This window comes from Cupriavidus sp. 01T418 (assembly GCF_056398885.1).
The window spans coordinates 19,247-44,909 of record NZ_JBFTQG010000046.1 but is presented as its reverse complement, the minus strand read 5'-3'; the positions used below and the strand labels follow the sequence as shown (position 1 = coordinate 44,909).

The following is a 25,663-nucleotide window of genomic DNA, read 5'->3' as shown; positions in this document are numbered from 1 at the left end:
CGAGAGGATCCGCGATAAGCAGTGGTTTCGACTACGCCTAGATTGCGCCACAGCGCGGCTTGTCGTGGGTCTCTTTTGAAGGACCACGCATGAACGAACTTTCCCCCTTCCCGATCACCCGCAAATGGCGCGCACGGCACCCGGATCGCATCCAACTCTACTCGTTACCGACGCCGAACGGCGTCAAGGTTTCGGTCATGCTCGAAGAAACGGGACTGCCGTACGAACCGCACCTAGTGCGCTTCGATACCAACGATCAGATGTCGCCGGAATTTCTCTCGCTCAATCCCAACAACAAGATCCCGGCCATCCTTGACCCGGCTGGCCCCGGCGGCAAGCCGCTCGCCTTGTTCGAATCGGGCGCTATTCTGCTTTATCTGGCCGACAAGAGCGGGCAGTTCATCCCGCAGGACGCCAGCGGCCGCTATGAAGCCGTCCAATGGCTGATGTTCCAGATGGGCGGCATCGGCCCGATGTTCGGTCAAGTGGGCTTTTTCAACAAGTTCGCCGGCAAGGACTATGAGGACACGCGCCCGCGCGACCGTTACGTCGCCGAGTCACGCCGTTTGCTCAACGTTCTCGACGGACGGCTCGCCGGACGCACGTGGATCATGGGCGACGCTTATACGATCGCCGACATGGCCGTATTTCCATGGGTGCGCAATCTGGTGGGCTTTTACGAGGCCGGCGATCTGGTCGGCATCGACGATTTTCCGCACGTCATGCGGGTATACAAAACGTTCATCGAGCGTCCAGCCGTTGTGAAGGGTATCGATATACCCAGCCGCGGCTGAGACGCTCCCCATCGTCCGTCGAAATCCGGTTACCGCGCAAACGCTCGTGTTGCAAAGCCGATCGATTTCCGTCGATTAGCCAGTGGGACGGCGGCCTTCAGCGGAGCCTCTCGCTCGAACGGCGGAAGTGTCTTCTCAAATCGATAGGGCGATCGCGAGGAAACTCGTCATCCCAATTCTGGTTGCGGCGTTAGCCGCGGATCAGGCGACCAATAATCCCCATTGGCACGGCGTGACTTTAGTCTTGCGCATTGCCACTGCAACCAGAGTTATGACCATGACGCATGTCGCAACTGCAAACAACTCGCCAGCTGTGCATTCCTACTGGCATTTGGCCCCCGGCGTCCTGGCGCCGGGTTATCCCTGGTATCTTGCACGTTTTTACGACGCGGCCGCTGCCCATCATACCTTCGCCGCCTTGGCGGCTTTTGCAGTTGTCCTCACAGTTCCGATAAGCGCCTTCGTCAGCCTGTGTTCTCTCGGACGACAACCGGCGCCAACCTCACGCGGCGTCATTCTTCAGCGTCTCGCCCATTTCACGTTTGCGTCACCACCGCTCTTTGTCATCTTGGGAGTCTTCCTGTATCTGATGAAAATAAGCGGCGCAGACGAAAAAGTCTGGCTGGGTATCTGGGCCGCGGTGCTCTGTGCCGCCATGCTGGCCTTGCTGACGAGCCCGACCGTCGATAAGAGCGCGCGCGCGGCTCGCCGCTTGCCGCCGGTGCGGGTGATGCATGGCGTCGCATCGGCCACAATCATTCTCGTTTTCCTTTTCCCGCACCTTGGCAATCATGCGATCGGCATCTTCGGCACGGACACACACAAGGCGGTCATGCTGGTCCTGCGTCGCCTCTATCGCTCCGGATGGCTCGAACCCATCCTGATTGCGCTCTTCTTATTCCAGATCGTGAGCGGTCTCGTGCTGTTGTTGCCGAAGCTGGGTGAGAAGCGGGATCTCCTTGGTACGCTGCAAACGGCATCGGGTGCCTATCTTGTGATATTCATAGCGTCGCATATCAACGCGGTGTTTATCCTCGCGCGATACTTCGGCACCGATACGGACTATGCATGGGCCACCGGGCTGCCGAATGGTCTCATCGCCGATTCTTGGAATGTGCGGCTAATCCCGCATTATTCACTGGGCGTGTGGCTGATCTTTAGCCACATCGTCTGCGGCCTGCGCACGGTGATGCTGGCTCACGGAGTTTCCATGCCTCGAGCCAATGTCATTTGCTGGACGTTGATTGGCGCCGCATCGCTGTGGGCTGCGGTAGTCGTTGCCGGCATGGTTGGGGTACGGATCTGACGCCCAGTACGCGCCTGGAAGATCGACAATTGTATTCGCCGGGGTTCAGCCGATTACACCGCTCAGGACCGGCGCAAACGACTATTTTTACCTGTTCTGGTCTACGGAAGCCGCTTCGTGCCGATGGCAGAAACGCTTAACGGAAATTCATTGGGTCGAATATGCCGTCTGTCGTGCAGCCAATATCGGATATACCAACCCGTGAGAAGACTTTTTTGGATCGATATGCATAGATTTCCAATTGTCGGTTGGGTCGTACGCTGTGAATCTACAAGTGAACACTGGATCAAAGATCTGCGCGTTTCCTCCAACATGTAAATGTTTTTTCCGTTGGATTTCTGAGTTTGGGATACGGATGACGGCGCCGTCCACAAAGAGAATATCGGCGAGACGGAACGGCACTTCATCTGAAGCTAGATTTGGCTTTTCTGTGCTTGCTGAATTTGGATAGAACCCGGTGTGAACGATTTACAAGTGCAGACTGTTTAGTCAATGAGAGTATAGACATGCATGGTTTTGATTTTGACCTATTTGTAGTTGGCGGTGGGTCCGGTGGGGTTCGTGCCAGTCGTATCGCTGCGTCGCACGGCGCAAGGGTTGGTATCGCCGAGGCGTATCGGCTGGGAGGCACTTGTGTGATCCGGGGTTGTGTTCCGAAGAAGCTCATGATGTATGCGTCTCAGTTTCGCGGCGCATTCGAGGACGCGTGTGGATATGGATGGAACATCGAGGGCCCCTATGTTCACGACTGGCCGCGCATGGTGGCTGCCAGGGACAAGGAAATCGATAGGCTGGAGGGCGTATACCGAGGGCTGCTCGATAGGGCTGGTGTCGCGGTCTTTCAAGGCCGAGCGGAACTGGACGGCCCGAATCAGATCCTGGTCGATGATCAGATCATCACCGCCAAAACCATTCTCATCGCGACCGGCGCGGCACCAGTTAGGCCTGATATTCCTGGAGCCAAGTTCATGGCGACGTCTGATGACATTTTTAGCCTACGGAAAGCGCCGTCCCGCGTAGCAATAATTGGTGGGGGCTACATTGCGTGCGAATTCTCAGGGATCTTTAGCGGACTGGGGGCGCAGGTTGTCCAGTTGCATCGCGGGGAGCAGATTCTCCGGGGATTCGACGATGAACTTAGATATCACCTTGCGGATCAAATTTCACGCAGGGGTGTTGACCTTCGCTGCAGCATCCAAGTTACGGCGGTTGAGCGTACGCACGACGTTCTGTCCGTCTATCTATCTGACGGTTCAACCTTGGAAGTCGACTCGCTGATGATTGCTGCCGGGCGTCAATGCGCCACCAGCAGACTTGGATTGGATACGGTTGGTGTGGAAGTCGACGATATCGGCGCTATTAAAGTAGATCAATTCTCCCGTACTACGAACCCAGGCATCTATGCAGTCGGCGACGTGACTAATCGGGTCAATTTGACGCCCGTGGCCGTTCAAGAGGGGCACGCATTCGCTGATACGGTGTTTGGTGGGCGACCCCGAGCAATCTCACATGAGAACGTCCCCAATGCAGTCTTCAGTCAGCCCCAGGCAGCGTCTGTTGGCCTGAGCGAGACGCAGGCTAAGGCGAAGTACCCCAATGTCAAAATATTTGGTAGCTCCTTCCGGCCGATGACGGCAGCGTTGTCGTCTCGAGATGAGCGAGCGCTTGTCAAGCTTGTCGTCGACGCGCGCTCTGACAGAGTGCTTGGAGCGCACATCGTTGCCGCCGATGCTGCGGAGATCATTCAAGGCTTGGCGATTGCGATTAAGTCGGGTGTAAGAAAAGCCGACATGGACGCAACCCTCGGTGTCCATCCAACGATCGCCGAAGAGTTTGTCACGCTGCGCGAACCGCGATGAGTTTGGGTAGAGCAGCGTCTGCAGCGTTCTGTAGGCGACTAGAACCATCGCAGATGATTCCTGCGTCTTGCAGGTCTGTAATTCGATGCGCAACGGCGGTTTCCGTCGCATGCCTGCCAATGGCATGCCGAATGCATCGAGGTGCGATAACGGCACACGGTCCAACAACGCTGCATCCCGGTCGGACAGCTGGATCCGAAACTTCTGCGCCGCCCGGTTACCAGGTGGCGCAGGCCCCGGTCACTGTAGCCGGTACGACCGCGTCTGTTTTCACCCTGGCGTTGGGAGTCGTCACCCCTTCCAGCGGTGACGGTAAAGGCCCGTCTGCCGTGGCCGCAGTGCCGCCCAGGTCAGTCCAGTGCGCGACGAGCGCCTCATACGCGGACTGGCTCACTCGCACCATCCATTCCGCGCCGTGCCGACATTTGAAAATAGCCAACCGCCCGACATTTGGTTCTGGCCTGGACAGTATGTCGTATCTCAGCCAAATAGAAATACCGCACCTTTTGCCAAGGCTGGCATGCTCGCGGCCTCCCGTCTGTGCAAGACCGGAGGTCCCACACCTTGCCATCCGGTAAGGTGCGGTGAATGACAAGAACGAAGTACCAACAACTACAACGCGAAGAGCGCATGCGCATCGAGATTTGGAAGGCAGAAGATGTGAGCGTGCGAGCCATGGCTCGCAGGCTTGGCCGCGCGCCTTCGACACTGCTGCGTGAGCTTCGTCGCAATGCCACCGCCCGTGGCGGCTATGGCGCAATGAGCGCGCAAGCCTGCCGTACCCAACGCCTCAATGCCAGCCGTCCAGCCCCTAAGCTTGCTCCTGATGGCGTACTGTGGGGCGTGGTGCGCCACTTCCTCAATCGGAAGTGCTCGCCCCAGGAAATCTCCGCTGCGCTCAAGCGGGCCTTTCCTGACCAACCGGACCTCAACGTCCCTGAACTGGCACTCCCCGCTACAAGTCCTCGCGCAGGTCCTGGCCAATCCCACGGACCGGCTTCCTGTTCAATAACATGTGGGGTGTTGCACTTCGCACTTGAAACCGCCTTTGTAAATCTCGCTTTTATGTGAACGTTGAAAAAGAAAATTGCACCATTGGTGTGAGGTAATGCTGCGGTGCGGAAATTCGTGACTTTCTTCGGTCCGGCGGGGGAGGGATATCCCTAAGATGCACCACGCAAGAGCATCTGAAAAGTGCGCCAAAAAGCCAAAAAATCAGCGATGTAAGACTGATATAACAGCATGGAATATCGGTGCCCGCATGATTGATTATGGCTCGCTGAACGCAGCTTTTAGACTCCCATTCAACGGTAGCAAGTGCGCTCCGTGGTCTGTAGCCGATAGGTGGAGGAGACTTGGATGAATAGCGAACTAACAGTGGATGTGCGAGCGCGTAGCGCAGCCAAGAGTGGAGAGATCAAGGTCGTGGTAGGGGCGTGCGTCGGTACTGTTCTCGAATGGTATGACTTCTTCCTTTATGGAAGTCTGGCGATTTTCTTCTCATCGCATTTCTTTCCCGCTGGTAATTCTACTGCCAGCTATTTGGCTTCGCTAGCAACGTTTGGCATCGGATTTATTATTCGACCGCTCGGCGCTATTGTATTTGGCCGATTTGGCGATAAGGCGGGGCGCAAAACAACGTTTCTTGCCACAGTGGTGATGATGGGTGTCTCGACGGCTGGCGTTGGCCTCTTGCCTTCCTACGAAACCCTTGGTTGGGCATCTCCTGCCATCCTGATCGTGCTGCGCCTGCTTCAAGGGTTGGCACTAGGCGGAGAGTATGGCGGTGCTGCGGCCTACATTGCCGAGCACACGCCGTCCGGTCGCCGCGGCTACGCGACTGGCTGGCTCCAGACCACTGCGACCTTCGGTTTTCTGCTGTCGCTCGCGGTCATTCAAATCTGCCGGATCTGGATCTCGACCGAAGACTTTGCAGTGTGGGGCTGGCGCGTGCCGTTCCTGGCGTCTCTGTTGCTCCTGGCCGTGTCGACATACATCCGCACGACGCTTTCGGAGTCCCCGGTATTCAAGCGGATGAAAGCGGAAAACCGGACGTCCAGCGCGCCTCTGCGCGATAGCCTCATGGTCGGCCAAAACGTACGCAGGATGCTGGCTGTACTGTTTGGCGCGCAAGCCGCCGTTGCCGTTGTCTGGTACACGTGCAACTTCTACGTCCTGTACTTCCTGACGTCTACCCTGAAAGTGCCCGCTAGCGACGCGTATAGCTATCTGGTTGTCGCACTGATCTTCTCGCTGCCGCTCTACGTGTTCTTTGGCTGGTTGTCGGACAAGGTGGGCCGCAAGTGGATCATCCTCATTGGCTGCGGCATGGCGGTCCTGACGTTCCTCCCGATCTTCTCGCAACTGAGCAAGGCCGTGAATCCGGGGCTCGCCCACTTCCAGCAAACCGTGACGATCCGCATCGCGTCCTCCGACTGTAATGACAGCATGTTCTCTGACGCCCATACGCCGTGCGACAAGGCACGTGACTTTCTGACCCAGGCTGGTTTGTCGTATCGCGTTGAGCCTGGTCTCGCTGGCGAGCCTTTGGTGACCTATATCGGTGACAAGCCGTTCAAGGGCTTTGATGCCAAAGCTTACAAGGAGGGCCTCGTTGCCGCAGGATATCCGCCGGTAGCCGACGCGAAGGCGATCAATCGTCCGGTGATGTACATCCTGCTTTTCCTCCTGATGATCTGGGGCGCGATGGCCTACGGCCCGATGTCCGCCTATTATGTGGAACTGTTTCCTGCCGCTATCCGCTACACCTCGATTTCCATTCCCTACAACATCGGCGCAGGTTACTTCGGCGGACTGGCTCCCTTTATGTCTACGGCACTCGCCGTGAAATCGGGCGATGTACTGGGGGGGCTGTGGTACGCAATCGTCGTGGGTGGTGTCTCGGTTGTCATCGGCATTGTCATGCTGAAGGAAACCAAGGACGTCGACGTGAATCAGTGAGGCGAGTATTCCCTCGGCATCAAGAGCATTGGAGCAATTAATGACGCAGTCCAGTCAGGCACGACTAGTGCAAGGGAAGGCAACTCCCCGGGGGCGTTTTCCCCATGTGGTGCGCGCTGGCGATTTCCTCTTCGTTTCGGGTACCAGTTCGAGGCGGCCAGACAACACCTTCTTCGGGGCATCCGCCGACGCTTTCGGAACGGCGACGGTTGATATCCGGCAGCAGACGCGAGCAGTGATCGAGAACATCCGCGACATCTTGCAGGCGGAGGGCGCAGACCTCAAAAATGTGGTGGAGATCACCACATTCCTGGTCAACATGAACGATTTCGGCGGCTATAACGAAGCATATGCCGAGTACTTTGACGAGGGCGGTCCGACGCGCACAACGGTGGCGGTACACCAGCTACCGCACCCGCTGCTGACCATCGAGATCAAGGCCATTGCCTACGCGCCCCAGGCGAAAGCAGACTGATCCGGGAAACGAGAATTGGAGAAAACAATGCTGAAGTATGGACGGCCATTCAAGTTCGACAAATGGATCGATGATCGTCGTCACCTTCTGATGCCGCCTGTTGGCAACCAACAGGTGTGGCGGGAAGCGGACTTCATCGTAACCGCGGTCGGCGGTCCGAATCTGCGGACTGACTATCACGATGATCCGCTGGAAGAGTTCTTCTATCAGCTCAGGGGCAATGCGTACCTGAACCTGATGGTGGACGGCAAGCGCGAGCGCGTCGATCTTCGTGAGGGGGACATTTTCCTGCTGCCTCCCCACGTTCGTCATTCGCCGCAGCGGCCAGAAGAAGGCAGCGTCTGTCTGGTAATCGAGCGCCAGCGTCCGTACGGTGCCTTGGACGGCTTCGAATGGTACTGCCCGAGCTGTGACGGCCTGGTCCACCGGGTCGAGGTTCAGCTGCGCAGCATTGTCGATGATCTGCCCCCCCTCTTTGAAGYGTTCTACGCCTCCGAAGAAAGCCGGCGCTGCCCGCATTGTGGCACCGTGCATCCCGGGCGCGGAGCGTAGCCTCCTCAACCTCGCATCAAGAAGATTAGCACCATGACAAGCATCGCGATGGCCGGTCTCACGACCAGGCAAAAGTACTGGCTTATTACTGGCAGTGTCGGCCCGCGCCCCATTGCATTGGTAACGACTCTGGGCGAGAGTGGGGTGTGCAACGCCGCTCCTTATAGCGCTTTCAACTACATGGGCGAGGATCCACCGCTGTTCGCCATTGCGGTGGACCACTATGGCGACGAGAGCCACAGGCTTGGCGACGTCAAGGACACGCTGCGAAACATTCTGGACCGGCACGAGTTTGTCGTCAACATGGTCGACGACGCCATTGTGGAGCGTGCGGTGAAGTGCGGTAGCGATCTGCCTGCCCATCTATCCGAGGTAGAAGCGGTAGGGCTGTCGCTGGCCCCTTCACAATCCGTGGTCGTACCGCGAGTCGCGGAGGCACCTATCTCTTGGGAGTGCAGGCTGTACAAGGTCTTCGATTTTTCGGCGCAGCGTTCGATCGTTTTTGGCGAAATCGTGTCGATGTATATCCGCGACGATCTGTTCGACGACGAGAAACTGAGGATTCGTGTGGATCAGTTTCATCCGGTCGGACGTCTGGGCGGCCCGAACTATTGCCGGACGTCGGACCGGCGACGTATCCAAGTACCTACGTACTTGCCGTCGGTGGGCGTTGCACGAGAATGAGTCGTGGCTGCGCACACGTCGAGGACACGTCATCGGTGCGGACGCCATTTTTTGCAGTCCCGATGATTGAGGGCAGTCTGCTGTCGGATTCTTTTGAGGTGGTCATGCCATGTACATTCATCCGCTGACGCAAATCCGACTGAGCCGGAACCTGAAGCTGAATCAGTTGCTGGTCTTCGATCGTGTCATCGAGACGGGGTCACTCCTTCACGCTGCCAACGACATGGGCCTGACTCAGCCGGCCGTGACCAAGATCATTCAGGAACTTGAAGCGGGAGTGGATGGCGCCCTGTTTACCCGATCTAACCGCGGGGTAGTTCCGACCGAACTGGGCGTTCTTCTGGCCCGCCGCGTGAAGTCGCTCCTCGCGGAGTTCCGGTACATGACCGAGGAGCTCGATCAGTTTCGTTTTGGAACGGCTGGTAGGGTGATCGTCGGCACGATGATGGCCGCTTCCGCTCACCTGTTGCCTTCGACCATCGCCAAGCTGAAGGAGCGCGCCCCGAACGTTATCGTCACGGTGCGCGAAGGGCCAACCGCTCAGCTTTTCCCGGCCTTGGCGACGGGCGAAGTCGACATTGTCGTCGGGCGCCTGCCGGAGCGGGAGTTGCCGATCGCAGCGGCTTTCCCCCTTACCCATCAGGCACTCTTCGAGGACTCGCTTGCAGTTGTGGTCGGTAGCGCAAACGATGCCGTGGGGCAGTCTGTCACTTCATTGCGCGAACTAGATCAACTTCCCTGGATCTTGCCGACGCCGGATTCACCGTTGCGCTACTCAGTGGAGCGCATGTTCCGCGACGCCGGTATTGAGCTGCCTCGCGATCTGGTGGAGTCAATGTCCGTACTGACCAACCTTGGTCTGCTTCTTACCACCAATCGAATCGCAGTCATGCCCCGCGTAGCGGCCCGGCAATTTGTCCAAGCCGGCCTGCTGCGAACGCTTTCTATTCCAGAACTGGGTGCCTTCGGGACGGTAGGGTACTCGGTTCGCGCCAATAAGGACCTCACACGTGCTTGTGAGGTCTTTATCGAGTGTCTGAGGGAGGTCTCCGGACGCGACGAGATCAGCTGACGCCCACATTCTCCCGGCAGTACCGCGCAAACAAACCTTAGATGTTGTTCCAGGCAGGCTGGAAGGGTATCGCTTTGCCTGTTTTTTTGCAGTACCGGAGCCAAATTCAGCTACATGCAAAGAAGGATAAGAAGTGAAGAAGCTTAGTAAAGTAATATGCGCGGGTTTCGCGATCGCGCCGACCTTCGCCTTTGCACAGTCCGTCACGCTGTACGGCGTGGTCGATAACGGCGTCGAGTATGTGAATCGTGTTGGTGCCGACCACCACGGGCTGGTGAGGATGAACAATCTTTCAGGGACGGTACCTTCGCGCTGGGGTCTCCGGGGCACCGAAGACCTGGGCGGTGGGTTGAAATCCGCATTCGTACTGGAGTCGGGCTTCGCTCCCGACTCTGGTGTGTCGAACCAGGCCAGTCGCCTTTTTGGTCGACAGGCCTGGGTGGGACTTAGTAGCCCATGGGGACAGGTGGCACTCGGTCGCCAGTACAGTATGTTGTTCTGGGCGACCCTTGACTCGGACACGCTGGGGCCCAACACGTTCGGCACTTCGTCGCTCGACAGCTATATGGCAAATCCGCGTACGGACAACGCCATTTCCTATAAGGGGACGTTCGGCGGGCTCACCCTTGGCGCAACCTATAGCTTCGGGCGCGACGCTGCGCCGGCCGGAGCACCGTGCGCTGGCGAGAACCCTGGTGACCACAATGCATGTCGCGAATGGTCAGCATTGGTTGGCTACGACACCAGCAACTGGGGCGTTTTCGCGGCCTATGACTCGTTGCGCGGAGGCGCCGGTGCCGCTGGTGGTTTGACCACTAGCGGGATGAAAGACGATCGTTTCTCCCTGAGCGGCTATACCAACATCGGCAAAGCGAAAGTCGGCGGCGGATGGATTCGTCGAGACAATAATGGGAATGCGGTGACGCCGCGTAGTGACCTCTGGTACGGCGGCATGTCGTACGCCGTAACGCCGGCTTTCAGCGTCGACGGTGAGCTTCTCTATCTGCGCTATCACAACAGTTCCAACAGGGCATGGCTGTATGCGGCGCGCGCCAACTACGCGTTCTCGAAGCGCACGACCATCTACACGACCGCCGGCTTCATCGACAACGGCGGTCAGCTTGCGCTATCGGTTAGTTCCGGCGCTACGCCGGCTGCAACGCCTACTGCCGGCGGCAGCCAGCTCGGTGTGACGGTAGGTATCAAGCACATTTTCTGACATTTGGTGACTCGCACCCTTCGGGGTGTATTCCCACGCCAAGGCTCTTTTTCTCCAGGGATGCCTTGGCGTTTTTTCTGTATGAAAGCGGGTTGGTTATTCCACGCCCTTATATCAACTGCTCAAGGTTTGATTATTCAAGCCAAACTGGTACTCCTACACTTCAATCACTACCAGTTGCAGGAGTGCTCATGGATTACTACGCGGAGATCGCAGAGAGATTGCCCGAGCAATTGCGCAATTTCATCGACGGGGAATTTGTCGATTCGACCAGTTCATTTCCGAAGCTCAGCCCGATCGATGGCCGGGAACTTTCACAGGTTGCCGAAGCGGATGCCGCAGCGGTCGATGCTGCAGTGCGAGCAGCCCGACGCGCCCAGAACGGACCGTGGCGGAAGTACACCCCCGCACAGCGGGCCGAAGCCGTGCATCGCATTGCCGATGGCATTCAGGATCGCTTTGACGAGTTCGTGGCGGCGGAAGTGGCTGACACCGGTCGACCCGTCGCCCAGGCAAGGGCCCTCGATATCGCGCGCGGCATCTCGAACTTCCGAGCCTTTGCCGATCTTGTGAGCACTGCGCACAGTGAATGCTTCGAGTCGGTTGGTGCAGATGGCACGCAACTGCTCAACTACGTCACGCGCAAGCCGCTGGGCGTGGTTGGCGTGATCTCGCCATGGAATCTGCCGCTACTCTTGCTGACATGGAAGGTGGCCCCGGCGCTGGCAATGGGCAACTCCGTAGTGGCCAAGCCGTCCGAGGAGTCGCCAACCAGCGCAACACTGCTAGCCGAGGTCATCCGCGACTCGGGGCTGCCCAAGGGCGCGTTCAACCTGATCCATGGTCATGGCCCGAACGCAGCGGGGGAATGGCTGACCAAGCACCAGGAAATTGACGCGATTACGTTCACTGGCGAATCAAGGACGGGCAGCGCGATCATGAAGGCCGTGGCCGACGGTGTAAAGAACGTGTCCTTTGAGCTCGGTGGCAAGAATGCGGCCGTCGTTTTCGCGGATGCCGATTTCGAAGCAGCGGTTGAAGGCATTCTGCGCTCCAGTTTCACCAACGCAGGTCAGGTTTGCATGTGTACGGAACGCGTCTATGTCGAGCGTTCGATCTTCGAGCGCTTCGTCTTGGAACTGAAGACCCGTACCGAGAAACTGCGCATTGGGTCGCCGTATGTGTCCGGTAATACCACCGGACCGATGATTTCGAAGGGTCATCGAGACAAGGTGCTGAGCTACTTCAAGCTCGCCGTCGAAGAAGGTGCAACCGTGGTGACAGGCGGCGATGTGCCGACGTTTGGTGACAACTGCGACAACGGTGCCTTCGTGCAGCCAACGATCTGGACCGGACTGCCGGACACCGCACGGTGTGTGAACGAGGAAGTGTTCGGACCTGTCTGCCACATCTCGCCGTTTGATTCGGAGGAAGAAGTGGTGGCTCGAGTGAACAACAGCAAGTATGGCCTGGCCGCCAGCGTGTGGACCACGCATCTGGCGCGTGGTCACCGCGTTGCGCAACAAATCGAGACCGGAATCGTCTGGGTGAACGCTTGGTATGCGCGGGATCTGCGCACGCCGTTCGGTGGTGCAAAGCTTTCGGGCTTCGGACGCGAGGGCGGACGCCACTCGATGGACTTCTATTCGGAGCTCACCAACATCTGTGTGAGGGTCGATTAAACATGGAAAACAACCAAGCGCTGCAGGGCATTGCCGACACACTGTGGAGAGCCCACGGTGGCCTGCCGTTCAGTCCCGTATCCCCGGTACGCGACGCGATCGAAGAGATCGAAGGCGTAGCTCTCGAGAATGCATACCGCATTCAGCAGATCAATATCCAACGTCAGTTGACTGCCGGTGTGCGTTCTGTTGGACGCAAGATTGGTCTGACTTCGAAGATCGTGCAGGCCCAGCTCGGTGTCGACACACCGGACTTCGGCGCGCTGCTGGACACCATGGCCTTCGGAGACGGCGAGGAGATTCCCTTCACTCGGACGCACCAACCGAAGGTTGAGGCGGAGATCGCCCTGGTGCTCGAGTATGACCTGCCCTACGAGCGTCACACGATTGCCGACATCGTCGGCGCCACGGCGTACGCGCTACCGGCCATCGAGGTCGTAGGCAGCCGCATCGCGAACTGGAATATCCGTCTGCTCGATACCGTGGCAGACAACGCGTCCAGCGGACTCTTTGTGCTCGGTACTCGCCCCGTCAAGCTTCACGACCTCGACCTCGTCCGTTGCGGGATGGTCATGGATCGCAAGGGCGAGCAGGTGAGCGTGGGGGCGGGCGCTGCATGCCTGGGCAATCCGCTGAATGCAGCTGTGTGGCTCGCAGACATGATGACTCGGGTCGGCGAGCCTTTGCAGGCAGGCGATGTTGTGCTGACCGGCGCTTTGGGTCCCATGGTCGCGGTGCAGCCCGGGGATGTGTTTTCCGCAAAGATCGAAGGCTTGGGTGAAGTCCGCGCCGTCTTCTCGAAGTAATCGGAGTTCCAATCGTGAACGACAAGACTAGGTTTTCTGTGGCGATCATCGGATCGGGTAACATCGGTACCGATCTGATGATCAAGGTGATGCGCCACGCAAAGCATCTCAAGATGGCAGCCATGGTCGGCATCGATCGCGCGTCCGACGGACTTGCTCGCGCTGAACGTCTGGGCGTGGCCACGACGGCCGGCGGCATCGACGGCCTGGTCGAAATGCCGGAGTTCCGCGATGTTCGGATTGCCTTCGATGCTACTTCTGCCGGTGCGCATGCACGCCACGCCGAGATTCTCGCCCAGCACGGCGTAACAGTCATCGACCTGACGCCGGCAGCACTGGGACCGTTTGTCGTACCATCCGTTAATCTTGACGCAAATCTCGATTCGACAAACGTCAACATGGTGACGTGCGGCGGTCAGGCCACTATTCCCATCGTCCGTGCTGTCTCCGATGTGACCGCCGTCCACTACGGCGAGATCGTTGCCTCAATTTCCAGCCGCTCGGCTGGTCCAGGCACGCGCGCCAATATCGATGAGTTCACCGAGACGACGTCGCGCGCCATTGAAATCATCGGTGGTGCTACGGTCGGCAAGGCCATCATCATCCTGAACCCGGCCGAACCACCCCTGCTCATGCGCGACACGGTCTATTGCCTTGTGGATGAGGATGCGAACACGACGCAGATCGAAGCCTCGATTCACGCGCAGGTGCAACGTGTGTCGGCATACGTGCCCGGCTATCGCCTGAAGCAGGCCGTGCAGTTCGATCGGGTCGAGTTGCCGGTGCGCTTTTTGAAGACCGGCGCCCCGTCCGTCGGACTCAAGGTCAGCGTGTTTCTCGAAGTCGAGGGCGCGGCGCACTACTTGCCCTCGTATGCCGGGAACCTCGACATCATGACGTCTGCCGCTCTGCGCACCGCGGATAAAATGGCGGCAAAGCGGTTGGCAGCCTGAAGGAAAAGATGATGACTGCGAACACGAAGAAGATCTACGTCTCCGACGTCACGCTGCGGGATGGCATGCACGCCATCCGGCATCAGTACACCGTGGACCAGGTCGTTCAGATCGCGCAAGCGCTCGATGAGGCTGGTGTCGACAGCATTGAAGTGGCTCACGGTGACGGGCTTGCCGGCTCGAGCTTTAACTATGGCCTCGGCGCACACACCGACCATGAGTGGATCGCTGCAGTGGCCGGTGCGGTGAAGAAGGCACAAGTTGCGACGCTGCTGATCCCGGGTATCGGCACTCTGCATGACCTACGGGAAGCCTACGAGGCCGGTGCACGCGTGGTCCGCGTGGCGACGCACTGCACGGAAGCCGATATCTCGCGCCAGCATATCGAGTACGCGCGTTCGCTCGGGATGGACACCGTTGGCTTCCTGATGATGAGCCACATGACCACGCCCGAACATCTCGCCAAACAAGCAAAGCTGATGGAGAGCTACGGCGCACAGTGTATTTATGTCGTTGACTCTGGTGGTGCACTGAACATGGGAGACGTGGCTGCGCGTTTCCGCGCTCTGAAAGCATCGCTCGATCCTGCCACTCAGACGGGTATGCACGCACACCACAACCTCTCTCTTGGTGTCGCCAATTCCATGGTCGCGGTCCAGGAAGGCTGCGATCGCGTGGATGCATCGCTCACCGGCATGGGTGCGGGTGCGGGCAACGCTCCGCTGGAGGTCTTCATTGCTGCCGTTGATCGTATGGGGCTGAAGCACGGCTGCGATGTCAAAAAACTGATCGACGTCGCAGACGATATCGTCCGGCCGCTCCAAGAGCGGCCGGTGCGAGTCGACCGCGAAACGCTCGCGCTCGGCTATGCCGGTGTCTACTCGAGCTTCCTGCGCCATGCAGAAGCGGCATCGGCGAAATACGGCATCTCGGCTTTCGACATTCTTGTCGAGCTTGGCTGCCGGCACATGGTAGGCGGTCAGGAGGACATGATCGTTGACGTCGCGCTTGATCTCGTCCAGCGCAATGAACAACAAGCGAGGGCAGCATGATTGATATCGAGAACGCCGCGCGTCTGGTCGACGATGCGGCGGTGAATGCGGCGGCGATCAACCAGCTGACAGCCGTGGACACCTTTTCCGTGTATGACGCCTATCGTATTCAGCGTACATCGATCGAACGTCGCGTGCGGCGCGGTGAACGCCGCATCGGCATCAAACTCGGGTTCACAAGTCGGGCAAAGATGATTCAGATGGGTGTTTCGGATCTGATCTGGGGATGGCTGACGGATGCCATGCTTGAAGATGATGGCGGGAGCGTCAACCTGAGCCGATTTATCCATCCTCGCGTCGAGCCAGAAGTATGTTTTCTGACGCGAAAAGCGATTGACCGACCATTGACGGCGCTCGAAGCGAAGGACTACCTTGAAGCCGTCGCGCCCGCCATGGAGATCATCGATTCCCGATATCAGGACTTTCGCTTCACGCTTGAAGACGTAGTGGCTGACAACTGTTCCAGTGCCGGTCTCGTCGTCGGCAGCTGGGCGCGAAATTTTGACAGTCTCAGCAATGCTGGCGTACTCATGCGCGTGGACGGCAGGGATGTGCAGATTGGTTCCACTGCGGCCATTCTGGGTCACCCGCTTCGTGCCGTCGTCGAGGCGTCACGGCTTGTACGCGAGTCGGAGACCGTGTTGCCGGCAGGATCGCTCATCATGGCAGGCGCCGCCACTGCGGCACACCCGCTTGTGCCGGGTAGCCATGTTCAAGCATTGGTCAACGGCATCGGCGAGGCCGAGTTTACGACCGCCTTGTCGACGATTATTTAGCCTCATGACTAGTGAAGGCATAGTGACACCATGACATTGCGAATTGATATGCACTCCCATTTTTTCCCGATGATTTCGCGGGAGGAAGCTGCGCAGGTCGACCAGGCGGATGTTCCCTGGCTCGCAGTCACGGACGATGGCGAAACCGGCATGATTATGCTGGGTGATCAAGCGTTTCGCCCGGTCAATCGTCCCCTGTGGGAGCCGAAACGACGTCTCGAACAGATGGACGAACAGAGGATCGACGTACAGTTGATGTGCGCTACGCCGGTGATGTTCGGCTATCGATATGGTGCGAAGGCGGCATCGCAGTGGGCCCAACGCATGAACGACAAGGCACTTGAACTCTGCTCGGTAGCGCCGAATCGCCTGAAGGCTCTCGCGCAGGTGCCACTGCAGGATATCGATCTAGCATGCCGGGAAGCGTCGCGCGCGCATGCGTCGGGGCTTTGCGGTGTCCAGATTGGCAACCACGTTGGCCCGCGCAACCTCGACGACGAAGCGCTGATCCAGTTCCTGTGCCATTGTGCCGACGAGCGCATCCCTGTCCTGGTGCATCCCTGGGACATGATGACGGATGGCCGGATGAAGAAGTGGATGCTGGCGTGGCTTGTGGCCATGCCGGCAGAAACCCAGCTCGGCATCCTTTCTCTGATCTTGTCCGGCGCATTCGAGCGGATTCCGCGATCTCTGAAGCTTTGCTTTGCACATGGTGGCGGGAGCTTTGCGTTCCTGCTCGGCCGTGTCGACAACGCGTGGCGTCATCGGGACATCGTGCGTGAGGATTGCCCGAACCTTCCGTCGTCCTACGTGGACCGGTTTTCTGTGGACAGCGCCGTCTTTGACGCGAAGTCTCTCAGTCTGCTGGTCGACGTCATGGGGGAGGAGCGGGTATTGCTAGGGTCCGACTATCCGTATCCGCTTGGCGAGCAGAAAATTGGCTCCCTGGTGGAGAACCACGACGGTCTGAGCGATCAGGCCAAAAGCCGTATTCTTGGTGGCAATGCCGCCAAGTTCTTCAATTTGCCCGAGGCATTGAGCTAAGGCGAATGATTCAGTCAGATAAGGAGAGCCAGATGCTGCCACACGGTCCACACAAGGAGGAGTTGCTTCAGTGGGTTCGTCGCCTGTGCGACGAAATGCGCTCACGCCCACTTGATGAGCACCTCGAAGCGTACCTGAACTACCACTTTGGTGCGGGTACCGAGGCGTACGAGGAGATGTGCCGGCTGCTGAAATTGGGCGTGGAGGAAGGTTGGGCGGCCTACGTTGAAATCGATGGGGCCTCATACCGCCGAGGTCGGCTCGCCGAGCCCGGATATGAGACGGCGGAGATGAGCGTGGAAAGCGGACTGCTTCGCGATGTGAAAGGCCAGTACCACTGTCACACTCGCGGCGAGATCAACATGATCATTCCGCTGGAGCCGGGCGCACAGTTCTGTGAGCATGGTGCAGGGTGGCGCGTCTTCGCTCCGATGAGCGAACACTTTCCTACCGTCAAGGGCAAGGCCCTGATGATGTATTTCCTGCCCGGTGGCGAAATCGAATACCGTACGCCGCCTGCCCAGTAACTTCGAGACCTGTACAGGAGTCGTTGTGAATATCAAAATTCTTGCGGTGAGCGGCAGTTCGCGTCGCGGCTCACTGAATCAGAAACTGCTCGATATCGCGGCAAATGGCGCGCGAGATGCGGGCGCGACCGTCACGTCGATTCGATTGACCGACTTTGCGTTGCCGCTCTACGACAGCGACCTTGAGATCGAACAAGGTGTTCCCAGGGAAGTTTGGCGTTTGCAGGCGGAGTTCGCCAAACATGACGCGCTGCTGATCGCGACGCCCGAGTTCAACGGGGGCTATACCGCGGCGCTGAAGAATGCGCTGGACTGGGTGAGCCGCCCACAGGAGGACGGCACTTCGGGGGTTACGCTGTTGGCAGGCAAAGTGGCAGCACTGGTTTCTGCCTCCCCAGGGCAACTGGGCGGCCTGCGTTCGCAGCTGGCCTTGCGCACGGTGTTGGACAAACTGGGCGTAGTGGTGATTCCTGATGCGTTTGCGCTTGGTCTCGCGCACCGGGCTTTCGAAGGAGAGATCGGTCTGAAAGACAAGGCCGCCGAGAATGCAGTTATCAGCGTGGGTGTGGCATTGAGCCGCACGGCTGAGCGGCTGGCTGTCAAGTGAGCGTCGGCCGTCTTGCCCCGCTGACGTCTTGATGCTGTCGGCGCGGCCGCAGCGGGGCCGCCCCAGAGGAGAAAACGCCGCCCAACACTCGGACGAAACCAGGTACGCGTAGAGCGAAAGCGTTCGTGCACCTCAATCTATCCCTTCACCCATAGGAATCACCATGACCAACGCCGTCATCGAATCTATCCTGAGCCGCAGCGCGGCCAAATACTACGACCCCACCGCAACGTTGAGCGACGACCAAATCTGCGGGCTGGTGCGAATCGGCACCAGCGCGCCGACATCCTTCCACATGCAGAACTGGCGCTTCATCGCCGTACGCTCGCCTGAAGCCAAGGCTCGGCTGAGTCCGATCGCTTGGAGCCAGCCCCCGATCACCGAAGCAGCCGTTACCTTCATCGTCTGCGGCCAGTTGGCCGATTCCAGCGTAATACCGGATCGCTTGGCGCCTCTGGTGGAAGCGGGCGTCATGCCGGCAGAGGTGGTGCCGGAATGGGAAATCCCCGCACGCAATCTGTATATGGACTACCCGCAGCGCCAGCGCGACGAGGCAGTACGCACCGCCACCTTCGGTGCGGCGGCAATGATCTATGCGGCGCGCTCGCTGGGCCTGGGTTCGACGCCGATGATCGGCTTCGATGCCGAAGCGGTGCACCGCGAGTTCGGACTGGCCCAAGACGAAGTGCCGGTCCTGCTATTGTCCGTAGGGGCGGAGCGCCCGGGAAACTGGCCGCAGAAGCCGCGCCGTCCGGTGGCCGATGTGCTGGACCTCGTCTAATTATTAGTGAAACCAGAGTCGAAGGTGAACGACGGTGAGACGCGCATCTATCGGACTGGCGAGAGCTGGTCCGAAGCGCCGGGAGCGATTCATTCCGGCAGCCGCAACGCGCGCAAGACCGAGCCGGCGAAGCTGCTCGCCGTCTTCGTCCTCTACACCAATGACAAGGTGATGGCCACGCCCATCAAATGGACTTTCAGACGCACTCGACAGCGCCAAGCATTGAAGGCTCGCACCGTGCAAGACCCGCGAGCGCCACGAGGGAAGGGCGGTGAGCCAGCATTTCTGTTAGAGGCATATTCAACTCGAGAAGGATCGCAAATGACCAGTCCGATTCGTCTTCAAATCGCTGAAAAGGGTGCCGGCTCTCTCAACTTCCTGGCCCTGCTTAGATGGGCTTTGGTCGTTATCTTTCTTTGGTTCGGTGGAATGAAGTTCACCGCATACGAAGCAGCCGGTATCGCTCCGTTCATTGAACACAGTCCGATCATGAGTTGGCTGCACGCCCTATTTGGCGTTCAAGGTGCAAGCTACGTTATAGGCGTACTTGAGCTATTCACCGCTGCGGCTCTTATTCTTGGGGCCTTTCAGCCCATTTTTTCCGCTTTGGGAGCGGCGATGTCCGCCGCGACCTATCTCATAACGCTCACCTTCTTTGTGAGCACACCTGGCGTAGCAGAAGCGACGGCGGGTGGATTTCCGGCGATTTCGGCAGCACCGGGCCAGTTCCTTCTTAAGGATCTTGTTCTACTGGCTGCATCGATTTCCCTTCTCTTGGCATCTCTACGTGGCCCGTGGCTCAACGTGCCGAAGTCATGAGTGGATATGGCGCTTCGTTGGCGCTCTTTTCGGCCGACGCGCGGACATGCGGCGGATCACCGGCGCCTTCAACCGCCCGTTGGAGGTGTTCGGCCACGACAGCGCGCCGTCCCCGTGCAGCAGCCGGGCGGCCAGCATCCTCAATTTCAGGAGCATTCTATGCAATCAGTCGAGATCAAAGCCATTGAGAATTACGATTTTAATCTTTGGCTGCCGCTGTGGAAGGGCTATCAGCGGTTCTACGAAGTGGATATCCCCGAGTCCGTGACGCTCCGGACCTGGGCACGCTTCTTGGACCCAGCGGAGCCGGTGCATGCAGCGCTTGCCATGGTTGGGGGGAAAGCATTGGGGCTGGTGCATTCGATCTACCATCGATCCACCTGGGCGACGGGCGACCACTGCTATCTCCAGGACCTGTTTGTTGCGAACAAGGCGCGTGGCAGTGGTATCGGCCGAGCCCTAATTGAGCATGTCTATGCGGATGCGAAACGTCGCGGGGCGTCCCGTGTGCACTGGCTGACGCACGAATCCAACCATAACGCCATGCAGCTTTACGACCGCATCGCTGATCGCTCGGAGTTCATTCAATACCGAAAACTATTTGCCTGACACGGTGGTTCGGGTCCGTCCTCAGACTCGTGCGGCGCATCGCGGAAAACCAACCGATACTCAGAAGGAGAAAGCCCATGAAGATAGTCGTGATCGGCGGCACTGGCCTGATTGGCTCGAAGACCGTTGCCATTCTGCGCGAGGGCGGCCACGAGGTCGTCGCGGCGTCGCCCAAAGGTGGCGTCAACACCGTCACCGGAGAAGGGCTCAAAGAAGCCATTGCCGGCGCTCAGGTGGTGATCGACGTCTCCAATGCGCCTTCATTTGCCCCCCAGGTGGTGTTGGAATTCTTCGAGACCTCCGGCCACAACCTTGCCGCGGCGGAGGCTGCGGCGGGCGTTCGGCACCATGTCACGCTATCCATCGTCGGGACCGACCGGGTACCCGGCCAAAGCTATTACCGCGCTAAAGTCGCGCAAGAGAAACTGATCGAGGCTTCGGGTATCCCCTACACGATCATCCGCTCGACCCAGTTTCTGGAATTCCTCGACGGCGTCGCCGATGCGAGTACGGATGGAAGCGTCGTCAGGATCGCGCCGGGCCTGCTTCAGCCTATCGCCGCCGATGACGTCGCCGCCGTCGTCGCCGAAGTTGCATTCGCTAATCCGCGAAGCGGGATTATCGAGATCGCGGGCCCGGAACGAGCGCCGTTCAACGAAATCATCGCTCGCTATTTGAAGGCGGTCGGCGACCCGCGCAAGGTCGTGAAAGATCCCGAAGCCCGATATTTCGGTGGGCGACTAGAGGAAAAGTCGCTCGTACCATTGGGCAAGGCGCGTCTCGGCCTCCTCAATCTCGAGGAGTGGTTACGCTCGCGCAAAGGAGCCTGATCAGGCCGTCGCGGGCCGCGTCGACACTGCGCGATGCGGCCCGCCACGTAGGTTGGCTCTTACTCCTTTCGAAAGCTTTCATCATGGATCGTCTAGTCTCAATGCAGGCATTCACTCGGGTGGTGGATGTCGGCAGCTTTGCGCGCGCGGCGGAGTCGCTCGACCTGCCAAAGGCCACGGTCACCCGCCTGATCCAGAATCTGGAGACTCACCTCGGAGTCAAGCTGCTGCACCGGACCACGCGCCACATCAGTGTGACCAACGATGGCTCCGCCTATTACGAACGCTGCGTCCGCATCCTGGCCGACGTCGAGGAAGCGGAACAGTCGCTGACGCGCCACAACAGCTCGCCGCGCGGCACACTGGCAGTGGACACCACGAGCGGACTCGCGCAAATGGTGTTGATGCCGCGACTGCACGACTTCTTCAATGCGTATCCGGAACTGAAGCTCGAGCTGACCACCAACGGCAAGCCGATCGACCTGCTCAAGGAAGGCGTGGATGTGGTGCTGCGCGTGGGTGCGCTCGACGAATCGATGGTGGCACGTCGCATCGGCCAGGTGAAGCTGGCGTTCTATGCATCACCTATCTATCTGCGCCGCTTTGGTACACCTCACGATCTCACAGAATTGGCGCTGCATAAGTCGGTGAACTTCCTTTCGAACCGCACCGGGCGCGAAACGCCGTGGCCGCTGATCCGTGCGGGCGAACGCAGCGAAGTTCTGCTGCCTTCGGTGATCTCCACCAACGATGCCGACGTCTACCTGGGCTGCGCATTGGAAGGCCACGGAATTGCCCGCATCTCGCACGCGATGGCTGAGCCCTATATCAATAGTGGCCGGCTGGTGGAAATCATGATGGAGTGGCAAACCGACGAACTGCCAATCTCGGCGATGTATCCACAGAACCGGCACCTGTCGGCCAAGGTGCGCGTATTCGTGAACTGGGCTGCCGAGATTTTCTCGCGGCATCCGCACTTCGGCGCGGCACCGCAGAAACTGGCGGCCTAGTTTGCGTAGTCGGAGTTGCGGCGCGACAAGCTCTCGATGACGGAAAGCGATCAAAGGCGCGAGCTCCTGCTGCCGCAGGAAACCTCGCGCCTCAACCCGCCGGAAGCGATTTTGGATCTGGCCCGGCATGTTCCCGATACGGTGCCGGCGCATCCGGTATTTCAAGGATCAGCACCGGGCCCGTTCCTTCTTAAGGATCTTGTTCTGTTGGCTGCATCGCTTTCTCTCCTCCTGGCGTCTGTACAGGGCTCGTGGCCCGACGCTCAGAAGTCATGAGGTGAACAAATGGCCGGGACAGCCGGGCCGGCTTATTCAACAGGAGATCAGATATGACGAACACGACCGCGGCGAATGGCAAAGAGGTGGCCTCTCATGGCGTGCCCGCGGAAGACGACTATGGCTATGTACAGGCGATCAAGATCGGAAACATGATCTATGTGTCCGGCCAACTCAGCCAGGACGACAATGGGGCCATGATCGCGCCTGCGGCGCTCGATGAAACCGGCAAGCCAGCCGACTTCTCGATGATGGCAGAGCAGATGCGGGTGACCTATGCAAACGCTGTAACGATCCTGGCACAGTTCGGAGCCACCCTCGACCATGTGGTGGAAGAGAGGCTCTATGTCCTCGATGTCGATGAGGCGTTTGCGGTGGCGCGCAAGGAAGCCTACGCCAAGGAGCGGCCTCAGTGCGGCAGCTATCTGATTGGTGTATCGAGGCTGGCCTTTCCTGAGCAGCTCATCGAAATTGTCTTCAAGGCAGTGCTGCCTACCGCGTTGGGCCACCTCGCCCCGGCCTCTTTGGCCGCGATGCTCAACGCCGAAGACGTACTGGCCTCCTCGACGCGGCGACTTGCGCCGAGCCATGCCGCCGAAGCGGGATAGATTGTCTTGTTGTTTTGATCCTTTCTGGCATTCTTTTGAGCGCATAGAGTTTCGAAATCTGCATCTGGTAGACCTAAAGCTGAGGCTCCTAACCACCTGATGAATGAGTCATATCCATGACCAACGGAACCACCAAGACCAATGCAGTCATCGAATGTATCTTGAGCCGCAGCGCGGCCAAGTATTACGACCCTGCCGCCAATTTGAGCGACGACCAAATCCGCGAGCTGGTGCGGATCGGCACCAGCGCGCCGACATCCTTCCACATGCAGAACTGGCGCTTCATCGCCATACGCTCGCCTGAAGCCAAGGCTCGGCTGAGTCCGATCGCTTGGAGCCAGCCCATGATCACCGAAGCTGCCGTTACCTTCATCGTCTGCGGCCGGTTGGCCGATTCCAGCGTAATACCGGATCGCCTGGCGCCTCTGGTGGAGGCGGGCGTTATGCCGGCAGAGATGGTGCCGGAATGGGAAATCCCCGCACGCAATCTGTATATGGAGTACCCCCAGCGCCAGCGCGACGAGGCAGTACGCACCGCCACCTTCGGTGCGGCGGCGATGATCTACGCGGCCCGCTCGCTGGGCCTGGGTTCGACGCCAATGATTGGTTTCGATGCCGAAGGGGTGCACCGCGAGTTCGGACTGGCCCAAAACGAAGTGCCGGTCCTGCTGTTGTCCGTAGGAGCGGAGCGTCCCGGAAACTGGCCGCAGAAGCCGCGCCTGCCGGTGGCCGATGTGTTGGATTTGGTATAGGTGTGTCGCCGCTGCAGTGATCACGCCGAACGACTAAGGGGCTGCCAAGTGAGAGGCAAACACAAGGTACCTCCCACTTGAAGGCCTGACCAGCTTCGACCCAAGACTTGGGCACGAAGTAAGCCGAGGGATGGTTCCCACATGGACTTTCCCCAATTAGTGAAACCAGTAACTTACAAAGACTACGATGCCAAGAACTGCTGCTCTAAAGCCGGAACAGGTGCCGGCCGATTCGAAACCGACCCTCGATGCGATCACCAAGAACATCGGGTTCACCCCAAATATGATGGCGACCTTCGCGCTGAGCCCCATCGCGTTCAACTCATGGGCCACCCTGCTTGGCTCCTTGAGTAAGGCGCTCGACGTAAAGACGCGTGACAGCATCGGCCTCGCTGTCTCCGAAGTGAATGGCTGCAACTACTGCCTGACAGTCCACAGCTATACGGCCGAGCATCTGGCCAAGCTGCCGACCGATGAAATCATTCTCGCTCGGAAGGGCCATGCCAACGAGCCGAAGCGCGACGCCGCCGTCCAGTTTGCGCGCAAAGTCATCGAGGCCCGCGGCAACGTCACTGACGCCGATCTGAAAGCCGTCCGCGAAGCCGGCTACACGGATGCGAACGTCATGGAGATCGTGGCGCTGGTGGCCATGTACTCCCTTACGAATTTCTTCAATAACGTGTTCGATCCCGAGAAGGACTTTCCCGCCGTTACGCCGGCTGGCTCGATCTGAACTCTATCCGGTCGCATCGACCCTCTCCGAGGGTGCTTGAAGGTTTGATGCGAGCGTAACGCCAAAGCCCGGAAGCACCTGGGAAAGATTCTTGGGAACGCGTCCGGGCTTTTCGTATGACCCGACAAGTCTAGGAGAAAGAATGTGACACTCGATCATCCAATTTTCGCGCGCTGGCCGGTGCAGTACCCCGATCGGCTGCAACTCTTTTCCTTACCGACGCCCAACGGAGTGAAGGTCGGCATCCTGCTGGAGGAGACAGGCCTTGTCTATGAGCCTCACCGCATCGACATCATGGCGAACGAAAACCACGATCCGGCCTTCCTCGCACTCAATCCCAATGGCAAGATTCCGGCGATCTACGATCCCGACGGGCCGAGCGGCCGGCCACTGGCGTTGTTCGAATCGGGAGCGATTCTGATCTACCTCGCAGACAAGACGGGGCAGTTCCTCTCTACCGATCCCAACACGCGCTACGAAACGATCCAGTGGCTGATGTGGCAGATGGGAGGTGTCGGCCCGATGTTCGGCCAGGTCGGCTTCTTCAACAAATTTGCCGGCAAAGCCTATGAAGACAAGCGCCCGCGCGACCGCTACGCGACCGAATCAGCTCGGCTGCTCGGTGTCCTCGACGAACGGCTCGCGGGCCGCGACTGGCTGATGGGCGCTGACTACAGCATCGCCGATATTTCGCTGCTCGGCTGGGTGCGTAACCTGATCGGCTTTTACGAAGCGCGTGAGCTCGTCGGCTTCGACCGCTTTCTTCATGTGCAGGCATGGCTCGATCGCGGCCTCGCGCGCCCAGCCGTTCAAAAGGGAATCAATATTCCGCCTCGCGACTAGAGTGCATGTAGATGGATACCGCAACGGCTGGCG

The 25,663-nt window shown here is 59.0% G+C and carries 27 protein-coding genes and 2 pseudogenes; all 29 read left to right on the top strand.

Annotated features, from left to right (window positions below; genetic code table 11):
* Positions 1 to 89: 89 nt before the first annotated feature.
* The 29 genes and pseudogenes from AC1DQ3_RS29905 (at position 90) to AC1DQ3_RS29765 (ending at position 25,630) form a co-directional block, all read left to right on the top strand.
* A complete protein-coding gene (locus AC1DQ3_RS29905) occupies positions 90 to 794 on the top strand; it encodes a glutathione binding-like protein (protein WP_477123737.1) in 705 nt (234 codons plus the stop codon).
* 127 nt (positions 795 to 921) lie between these two features.
* On the top strand, positions 922 to 2,100 hold the full coding sequence (locus AC1DQ3_RS29900; protein ID WP_477123736.1) for a hypothetical protein: 1,179 nt from the start codon (positions 922 to 924) through the stop codon (positions 2,098 to 2,100).
* 506 nt (positions 2,101 to 2,606) lie between these two features.
* Complete coding sequence (gene gorA, locus AC1DQ3_RS29895; protein ID WP_477123735.1) at positions 2,607 to 3,959, top strand: glutathione-disulfide reductase; 1,353 nt, start codon at positions 2,607 to 2,609, stop codon at positions 3,957 to 3,959.
* A gap of 588 nt (positions 3,960 to 4,547) precedes the next feature.
* Positions 4,548 to 4,895 (top strand): annotated as a pseudogene (locus tag AC1DQ3_RS29890) (transposase); the annotation flags it as partial.
* A gap of 423 nt (positions 4,896 to 5,318) precedes the next feature.
* The gene (locus AC1DQ3_RS29885; RefSeq protein WP_477123734.1) at positions 5,319 to 6,920 is read left to right on the top strand and encodes an MFS transporter; all 1,602 of its coding nucleotides are present in this window, start codon (positions 5,319 to 5,321) and stop codon (positions 6,918 to 6,920) included.
* A 40-nt stretch (positions 6,921 to 6,960) separates the two neighbouring features.
* Positions 6,961 to 7,395: a RidA family protein gene (locus AC1DQ3_RS29880; RefSeq protein ID WP_477123733.1), complete on the top strand. Its 435-nt coding sequence runs from the start codon at positions 6,961 to 6,963 to the stop codon at positions 7,393 to 7,395.
* Positions 7,396 to 7,422: 27 nt separating this feature from the next.
* Positions 7,423 to 7,947, top strand: coding sequence for a 3-hydroxyanthranilate 3,4-dioxygenase (locus AC1DQ3_RS29875; RefSeq protein ID WP_477123732.1), 525 nt, complete (start codon positions 7,423 to 7,425; stop codon positions 7,945 to 7,947).
* Positions 7,948 to 7,980: 33 nt separating this feature from the next.
* Positions 7,981 to 8,631 (top strand): flavin reductase family protein, encoded by a 651-nt coding sequence (locus AC1DQ3_RS29870; RefSeq protein ID WP_477123731.1) that lies wholly within the window; start codon positions 7,981 to 7,983, stop codon positions 8,629 to 8,631.
* Positions 8,632 to 8,740: 109 nt separating this feature from the next.
* Entirely contained in the window at positions 8,741 to 9,703 is a 963-nt protein-coding gene (locus AC1DQ3_RS29865; protein ID WP_477123730.1) for a LysR substrate-binding domain-containing protein, read from the top strand.
* Between the two features lie 133 nt (positions 9,704 to 9,836).
* Positions 9,837 to 10,922, top strand: a complete 1,086-nt coding sequence (locus AC1DQ3_RS29860; protein WP_477123729.1) for a porin — start codon at positions 9,837 to 9,839, stop codon at positions 10,920 to 10,922.
* 191 nt (positions 10,923 to 11,113) lie between these two features.
* On the top strand, positions 11,114 to 12,604 hold the full coding sequence (locus AC1DQ3_RS29855) for a 2-hydroxymuconic semialdehyde dehydrogenase (RefSeq protein ID WP_477123728.1): 1,491 nt from the start codon (positions 11,114 to 11,116) through the stop codon (positions 12,602 to 12,604).
* A gap of 2 nt (positions 12,605 to 12,606) precedes the next feature.
* Positions 12,607 to 13,410: a 2-keto-4-pentenoate hydratase gene (locus tag AC1DQ3_RS29850; protein WP_477123727.1), complete on the top strand. Its 804-nt coding sequence runs from the start codon at positions 12,607 to 12,609 to the stop codon at positions 13,408 to 13,410.
* A gap of 14 nt (positions 13,411 to 13,424) precedes the next feature.
* Entirely contained in the window at positions 13,425 to 14,363 is a 939-nt protein-coding gene (locus tag AC1DQ3_RS29845) for an acetaldehyde dehydrogenase (acetylating) (protein ID WP_477123726.1), read from the top strand.
* A gap of 11 nt (positions 14,364 to 14,374) precedes the next feature.
* The gene (gene dmpG / locus AC1DQ3_RS29840) at positions 14,375 to 15,415 is read left to right on the top strand and encodes a 4-hydroxy-2-oxovalerate aldolase (protein ID WP_477123748.1); all 1,041 of its coding nucleotides are present in this window, start codon (positions 14,375 to 14,377) and stop codon (positions 15,413 to 15,415) included.
* Complete coding sequence (locus tag AC1DQ3_RS29835) at positions 15,412 to 16,191, top strand: 2-keto-4-pentenoate hydratase (protein ID WP_477123725.1); 780 nt, start codon at positions 15,412 to 15,414, stop codon at positions 16,189 to 16,191. Before dmpG ends, AC1DQ3_RS29835 begins: the two co-directional genes overlap by 4 nt.
* 30 nt (positions 16,192 to 16,221) lie before the next feature.
* The gene (locus AC1DQ3_RS29830) at positions 16,222 to 17,235 is read left to right on the top strand and encodes an amidohydrolase family protein (protein ID WP_477123724.1); all 1,014 of its coding nucleotides are present in this window, start codon (positions 16,222 to 16,224) and stop codon (positions 17,233 to 17,235) included.
* 32 nt (positions 17,236 to 17,267) lie between these two features.
* Positions 17,268 to 17,762 (top strand): 4-hydroxylaminobenzoate lyase, encoded by a 495-nt coding sequence (locus AC1DQ3_RS29825; RefSeq protein WP_477123723.1) that lies wholly within the window; start codon positions 17,268 to 17,270, stop codon positions 17,760 to 17,762.
* 25 nt (positions 17,763 to 17,787) lie between these two features.
* Complete coding sequence (locus tag AC1DQ3_RS29820) at positions 17,788 to 18,369, top strand: NADPH-dependent FMN reductase (RefSeq protein WP_477123722.1); 582 nt, start codon at positions 17,788 to 17,790, stop codon at positions 18,367 to 18,369.
* A gap of 163 nt (positions 18,370 to 18,532) precedes the next feature.
* Positions 18,533 to 19,150 (top strand): nitroreductase family protein, encoded by a 618-nt coding sequence (locus tag AC1DQ3_RS29815; protein WP_477123721.1) that lies wholly within the window; start codon positions 18,533 to 18,535, stop codon positions 19,148 to 19,150.
* A gap of 15 nt (positions 19,151 to 19,165) precedes the next feature.
* A pseudogene (locus tag AC1DQ3_RS29810) lies at positions 19,166 to 19,336 on the top strand (cupin domain-containing protein); the annotation flags it as partial.
* 135 nt (positions 19,337 to 19,471) lie between these two features.
* Positions 19,472 to 19,969, top strand: coding sequence for a YkgB family protein (locus tag AC1DQ3_RS29805; protein WP_477123747.1), 498 nt, complete (start codon positions 19,472 to 19,474; stop codon positions 19,967 to 19,969).
* A gap of 159 nt (positions 19,970 to 20,128) precedes the next feature.
* Positions 20,129 to 20,578 carry a GNAT family N-acetyltransferase gene (locus AC1DQ3_RS29800; protein WP_477123720.1) on the top strand — a complete coding sequence of 150 codons (450 nt, stop codon included), beginning with the start codon at positions 20,129 to 20,131 and terminating at the stop codon, positions 20,576 to 20,578.
* A 77-nt stretch (positions 20,579 to 20,655) separates the two neighbouring features.
* Positions 20,656 to 21,408, top strand: coding sequence for an SDR family oxidoreductase (locus AC1DQ3_RS29795; protein ID WP_477123719.1), 753 nt, complete (start codon positions 20,656 to 20,658; stop codon positions 21,406 to 21,408).
* 83 nt (positions 21,409 to 21,491) lie between these two features.
* Positions 21,492 to 22,418 carry a LysR family transcriptional regulator gene (locus AC1DQ3_RS29790; RefSeq protein WP_477123746.1) on the top strand — a complete coding sequence of 309 codons (927 nt, stop codon included), beginning with the start codon at positions 21,492 to 21,494 and terminating at the stop codon, positions 22,416 to 22,418.
* A gap of 36 nt (positions 22,419 to 22,454) precedes the next feature.
* Positions 22,455 to 22,694: a hypothetical protein gene (locus tag AC1DQ3_RS29785; RefSeq protein ID WP_477123749.1), complete on the top strand. Its 240-nt coding sequence runs from the start codon at positions 22,455 to 22,457 to the stop codon at positions 22,692 to 22,694.
* Positions 22,695 to 22,747: 53 nt separating this feature from the next.
* Positions 22,748 to 23,302, top strand: a complete 555-nt coding sequence (locus tag AC1DQ3_RS29780; protein WP_477123718.1) for a Rid family hydrolase — start codon at positions 22,748 to 22,750, stop codon at positions 23,300 to 23,302.
* A 116-nt stretch (positions 23,303 to 23,418) separates the two neighbouring features.
* Positions 23,419 to 24,054 carry a nitroreductase family protein gene (locus AC1DQ3_RS29775; RefSeq protein WP_477123717.1) on the top strand — a complete coding sequence of 212 codons (636 nt, stop codon included), beginning with the start codon at positions 23,419 to 23,421 and terminating at the stop codon, positions 24,052 to 24,054.
* Positions 24,055 to 24,241: 187 nt separating this feature from the next.
* Positions 24,242 to 24,787, top strand: coding sequence for a carboxymuconolactone decarboxylase family protein (locus AC1DQ3_RS29770; protein ID WP_477123716.1), 546 nt, complete (start codon positions 24,242 to 24,244; stop codon positions 24,785 to 24,787).
* A 144-nt stretch (positions 24,788 to 24,931) separates the two neighbouring features.
* Complete coding sequence (locus AC1DQ3_RS29765) at positions 24,932 to 25,630, top strand: glutathione S-transferase N-terminal domain-containing protein (protein WP_477123715.1); 699 nt, start codon at positions 24,932 to 24,934, stop codon at positions 25,628 to 25,630.
* Positions 25,631 to 25,663: the final 33 nt, after the last annotated feature.

Coding starts and splice junctions, on each gene's coding strand:
- AC1DQ3_RS29905 (WP_477123737.1), top strand. CDS start 90: ATGAACGAACTTTCCCCCTTCCCGATCACCCGCAAATGGCGCGCACGG.
- gorA (WP_477123735.1), top strand. CDS start 2,607: ATGCATGGTTTTGATTTTGACCTATTTGTAGTTGGCGGTGGGTCCGGT.
- AC1DQ3_RS29885 (WP_477123734.1), top strand. CDS start 5,319: ATGAATAGCGAACTAACAGTGGATGTGCGAGCGCGTAGCGCAGCCAAG.
- AC1DQ3_RS29880 (WP_477123733.1), top strand. CDS start 6,961: ATGACGCAGTCCAGTCAGGCACGACTAGTGCAAGGGAAGGCAACTCCC.
- AC1DQ3_RS29870 (WP_477123731.1), top strand. CDS start 7,981: ATGACAAGCATCGCGATGGCCGGTCTCACGACCAGGCAAAAGTACTGG.
- AC1DQ3_RS29865 (WP_477123730.1), top strand. CDS start 8,741: ATGTACATTCATCCGCTGACGCAAATCCGACTGAGCCGGAACCTGAAG.
- AC1DQ3_RS29855 (WP_477123728.1), top strand. CDS start 11,114: ATGGATTACTACGCGGAGATCGCAGAGAGATTGCCCGAGCAATTGCGC.
- AC1DQ3_RS29850 (WP_477123727.1), top strand. CDS start 12,607: ATGGAAAACAACCAAGCGCTGCAGGGCATTGCCGACACACTGTGGAGA.
- dmpG (WP_477123748.1), top strand. CDS start 14,375: ATGACTGCGAACACGAAGAAGATCTACGTCTCCGACGTCACGCTGCGG.
- AC1DQ3_RS29835 (WP_477123725.1), top strand. CDS start 15,412: ATGATTGATATCGAGAACGCCGCGCGTCTGGTCGACGATGCGGCGGTG.
- AC1DQ3_RS29830 (WP_477123724.1), top strand. CDS start 16,222: ATGACATTGCGAATTGATATGCACTCCCATTTTTTCCCGATGATTTCG.
- AC1DQ3_RS29825 (WP_477123723.1), top strand. CDS start 17,268: ATGCTGCCACACGGTCCACACAAGGAGGAGTTGCTTCAGTGGGTTCGT.
- AC1DQ3_RS29815 (WP_477123721.1), top strand. CDS start 18,533: ATGACCAACGCCGTCATCGAATCTATCCTGAGCCGCAGCGCGGCCAAA.
- AC1DQ3_RS29805 (WP_477123747.1), top strand. CDS start 19,472: ATGACCAGTCCGATTCGTCTTCAAATCGCTGAAAAGGGTGCCGGCTCT.
- AC1DQ3_RS29800 (WP_477123720.1), top strand. CDS start 20,129: ATGCAATCAGTCGAGATCAAAGCCATTGAGAATTACGATTTTAATCTT.
- AC1DQ3_RS29795 (WP_477123719.1), top strand. CDS start 20,656: ATGAAGATAGTCGTGATCGGCGGCACTGGCCTGATTGGCTCGAAGACC.
- AC1DQ3_RS29790 (WP_477123746.1), top strand. CDS start 21,492: ATGGATCGTCTAGTCTCAATGCAGGCATTCACTCGGGTGGTGGATGTC.
- AC1DQ3_RS29785 (WP_477123749.1), top strand. CDS start 22,455: ATGACGGAAAGCGATCAAAGGCGCGAGCTCCTGCTGCCGCAGGAAACC.
- AC1DQ3_RS29780 (WP_477123718.1), top strand. CDS start 22,748: ATGACGAACACGACCGCGGCGAATGGCAAAGAGGTGGCCTCTCATGGC.
- AC1DQ3_RS29775 (WP_477123717.1), top strand. CDS start 23,419: ATGACCAACGGAACCACCAAGACCAATGCAGTCATCGAATGTATCTTG.
- AC1DQ3_RS29770 (WP_477123716.1), top strand. CDS start 24,242: ATGCCAAGAACTGCTGCTCTAAAGCCGGAACAGGTGCCGGCCGATTCG.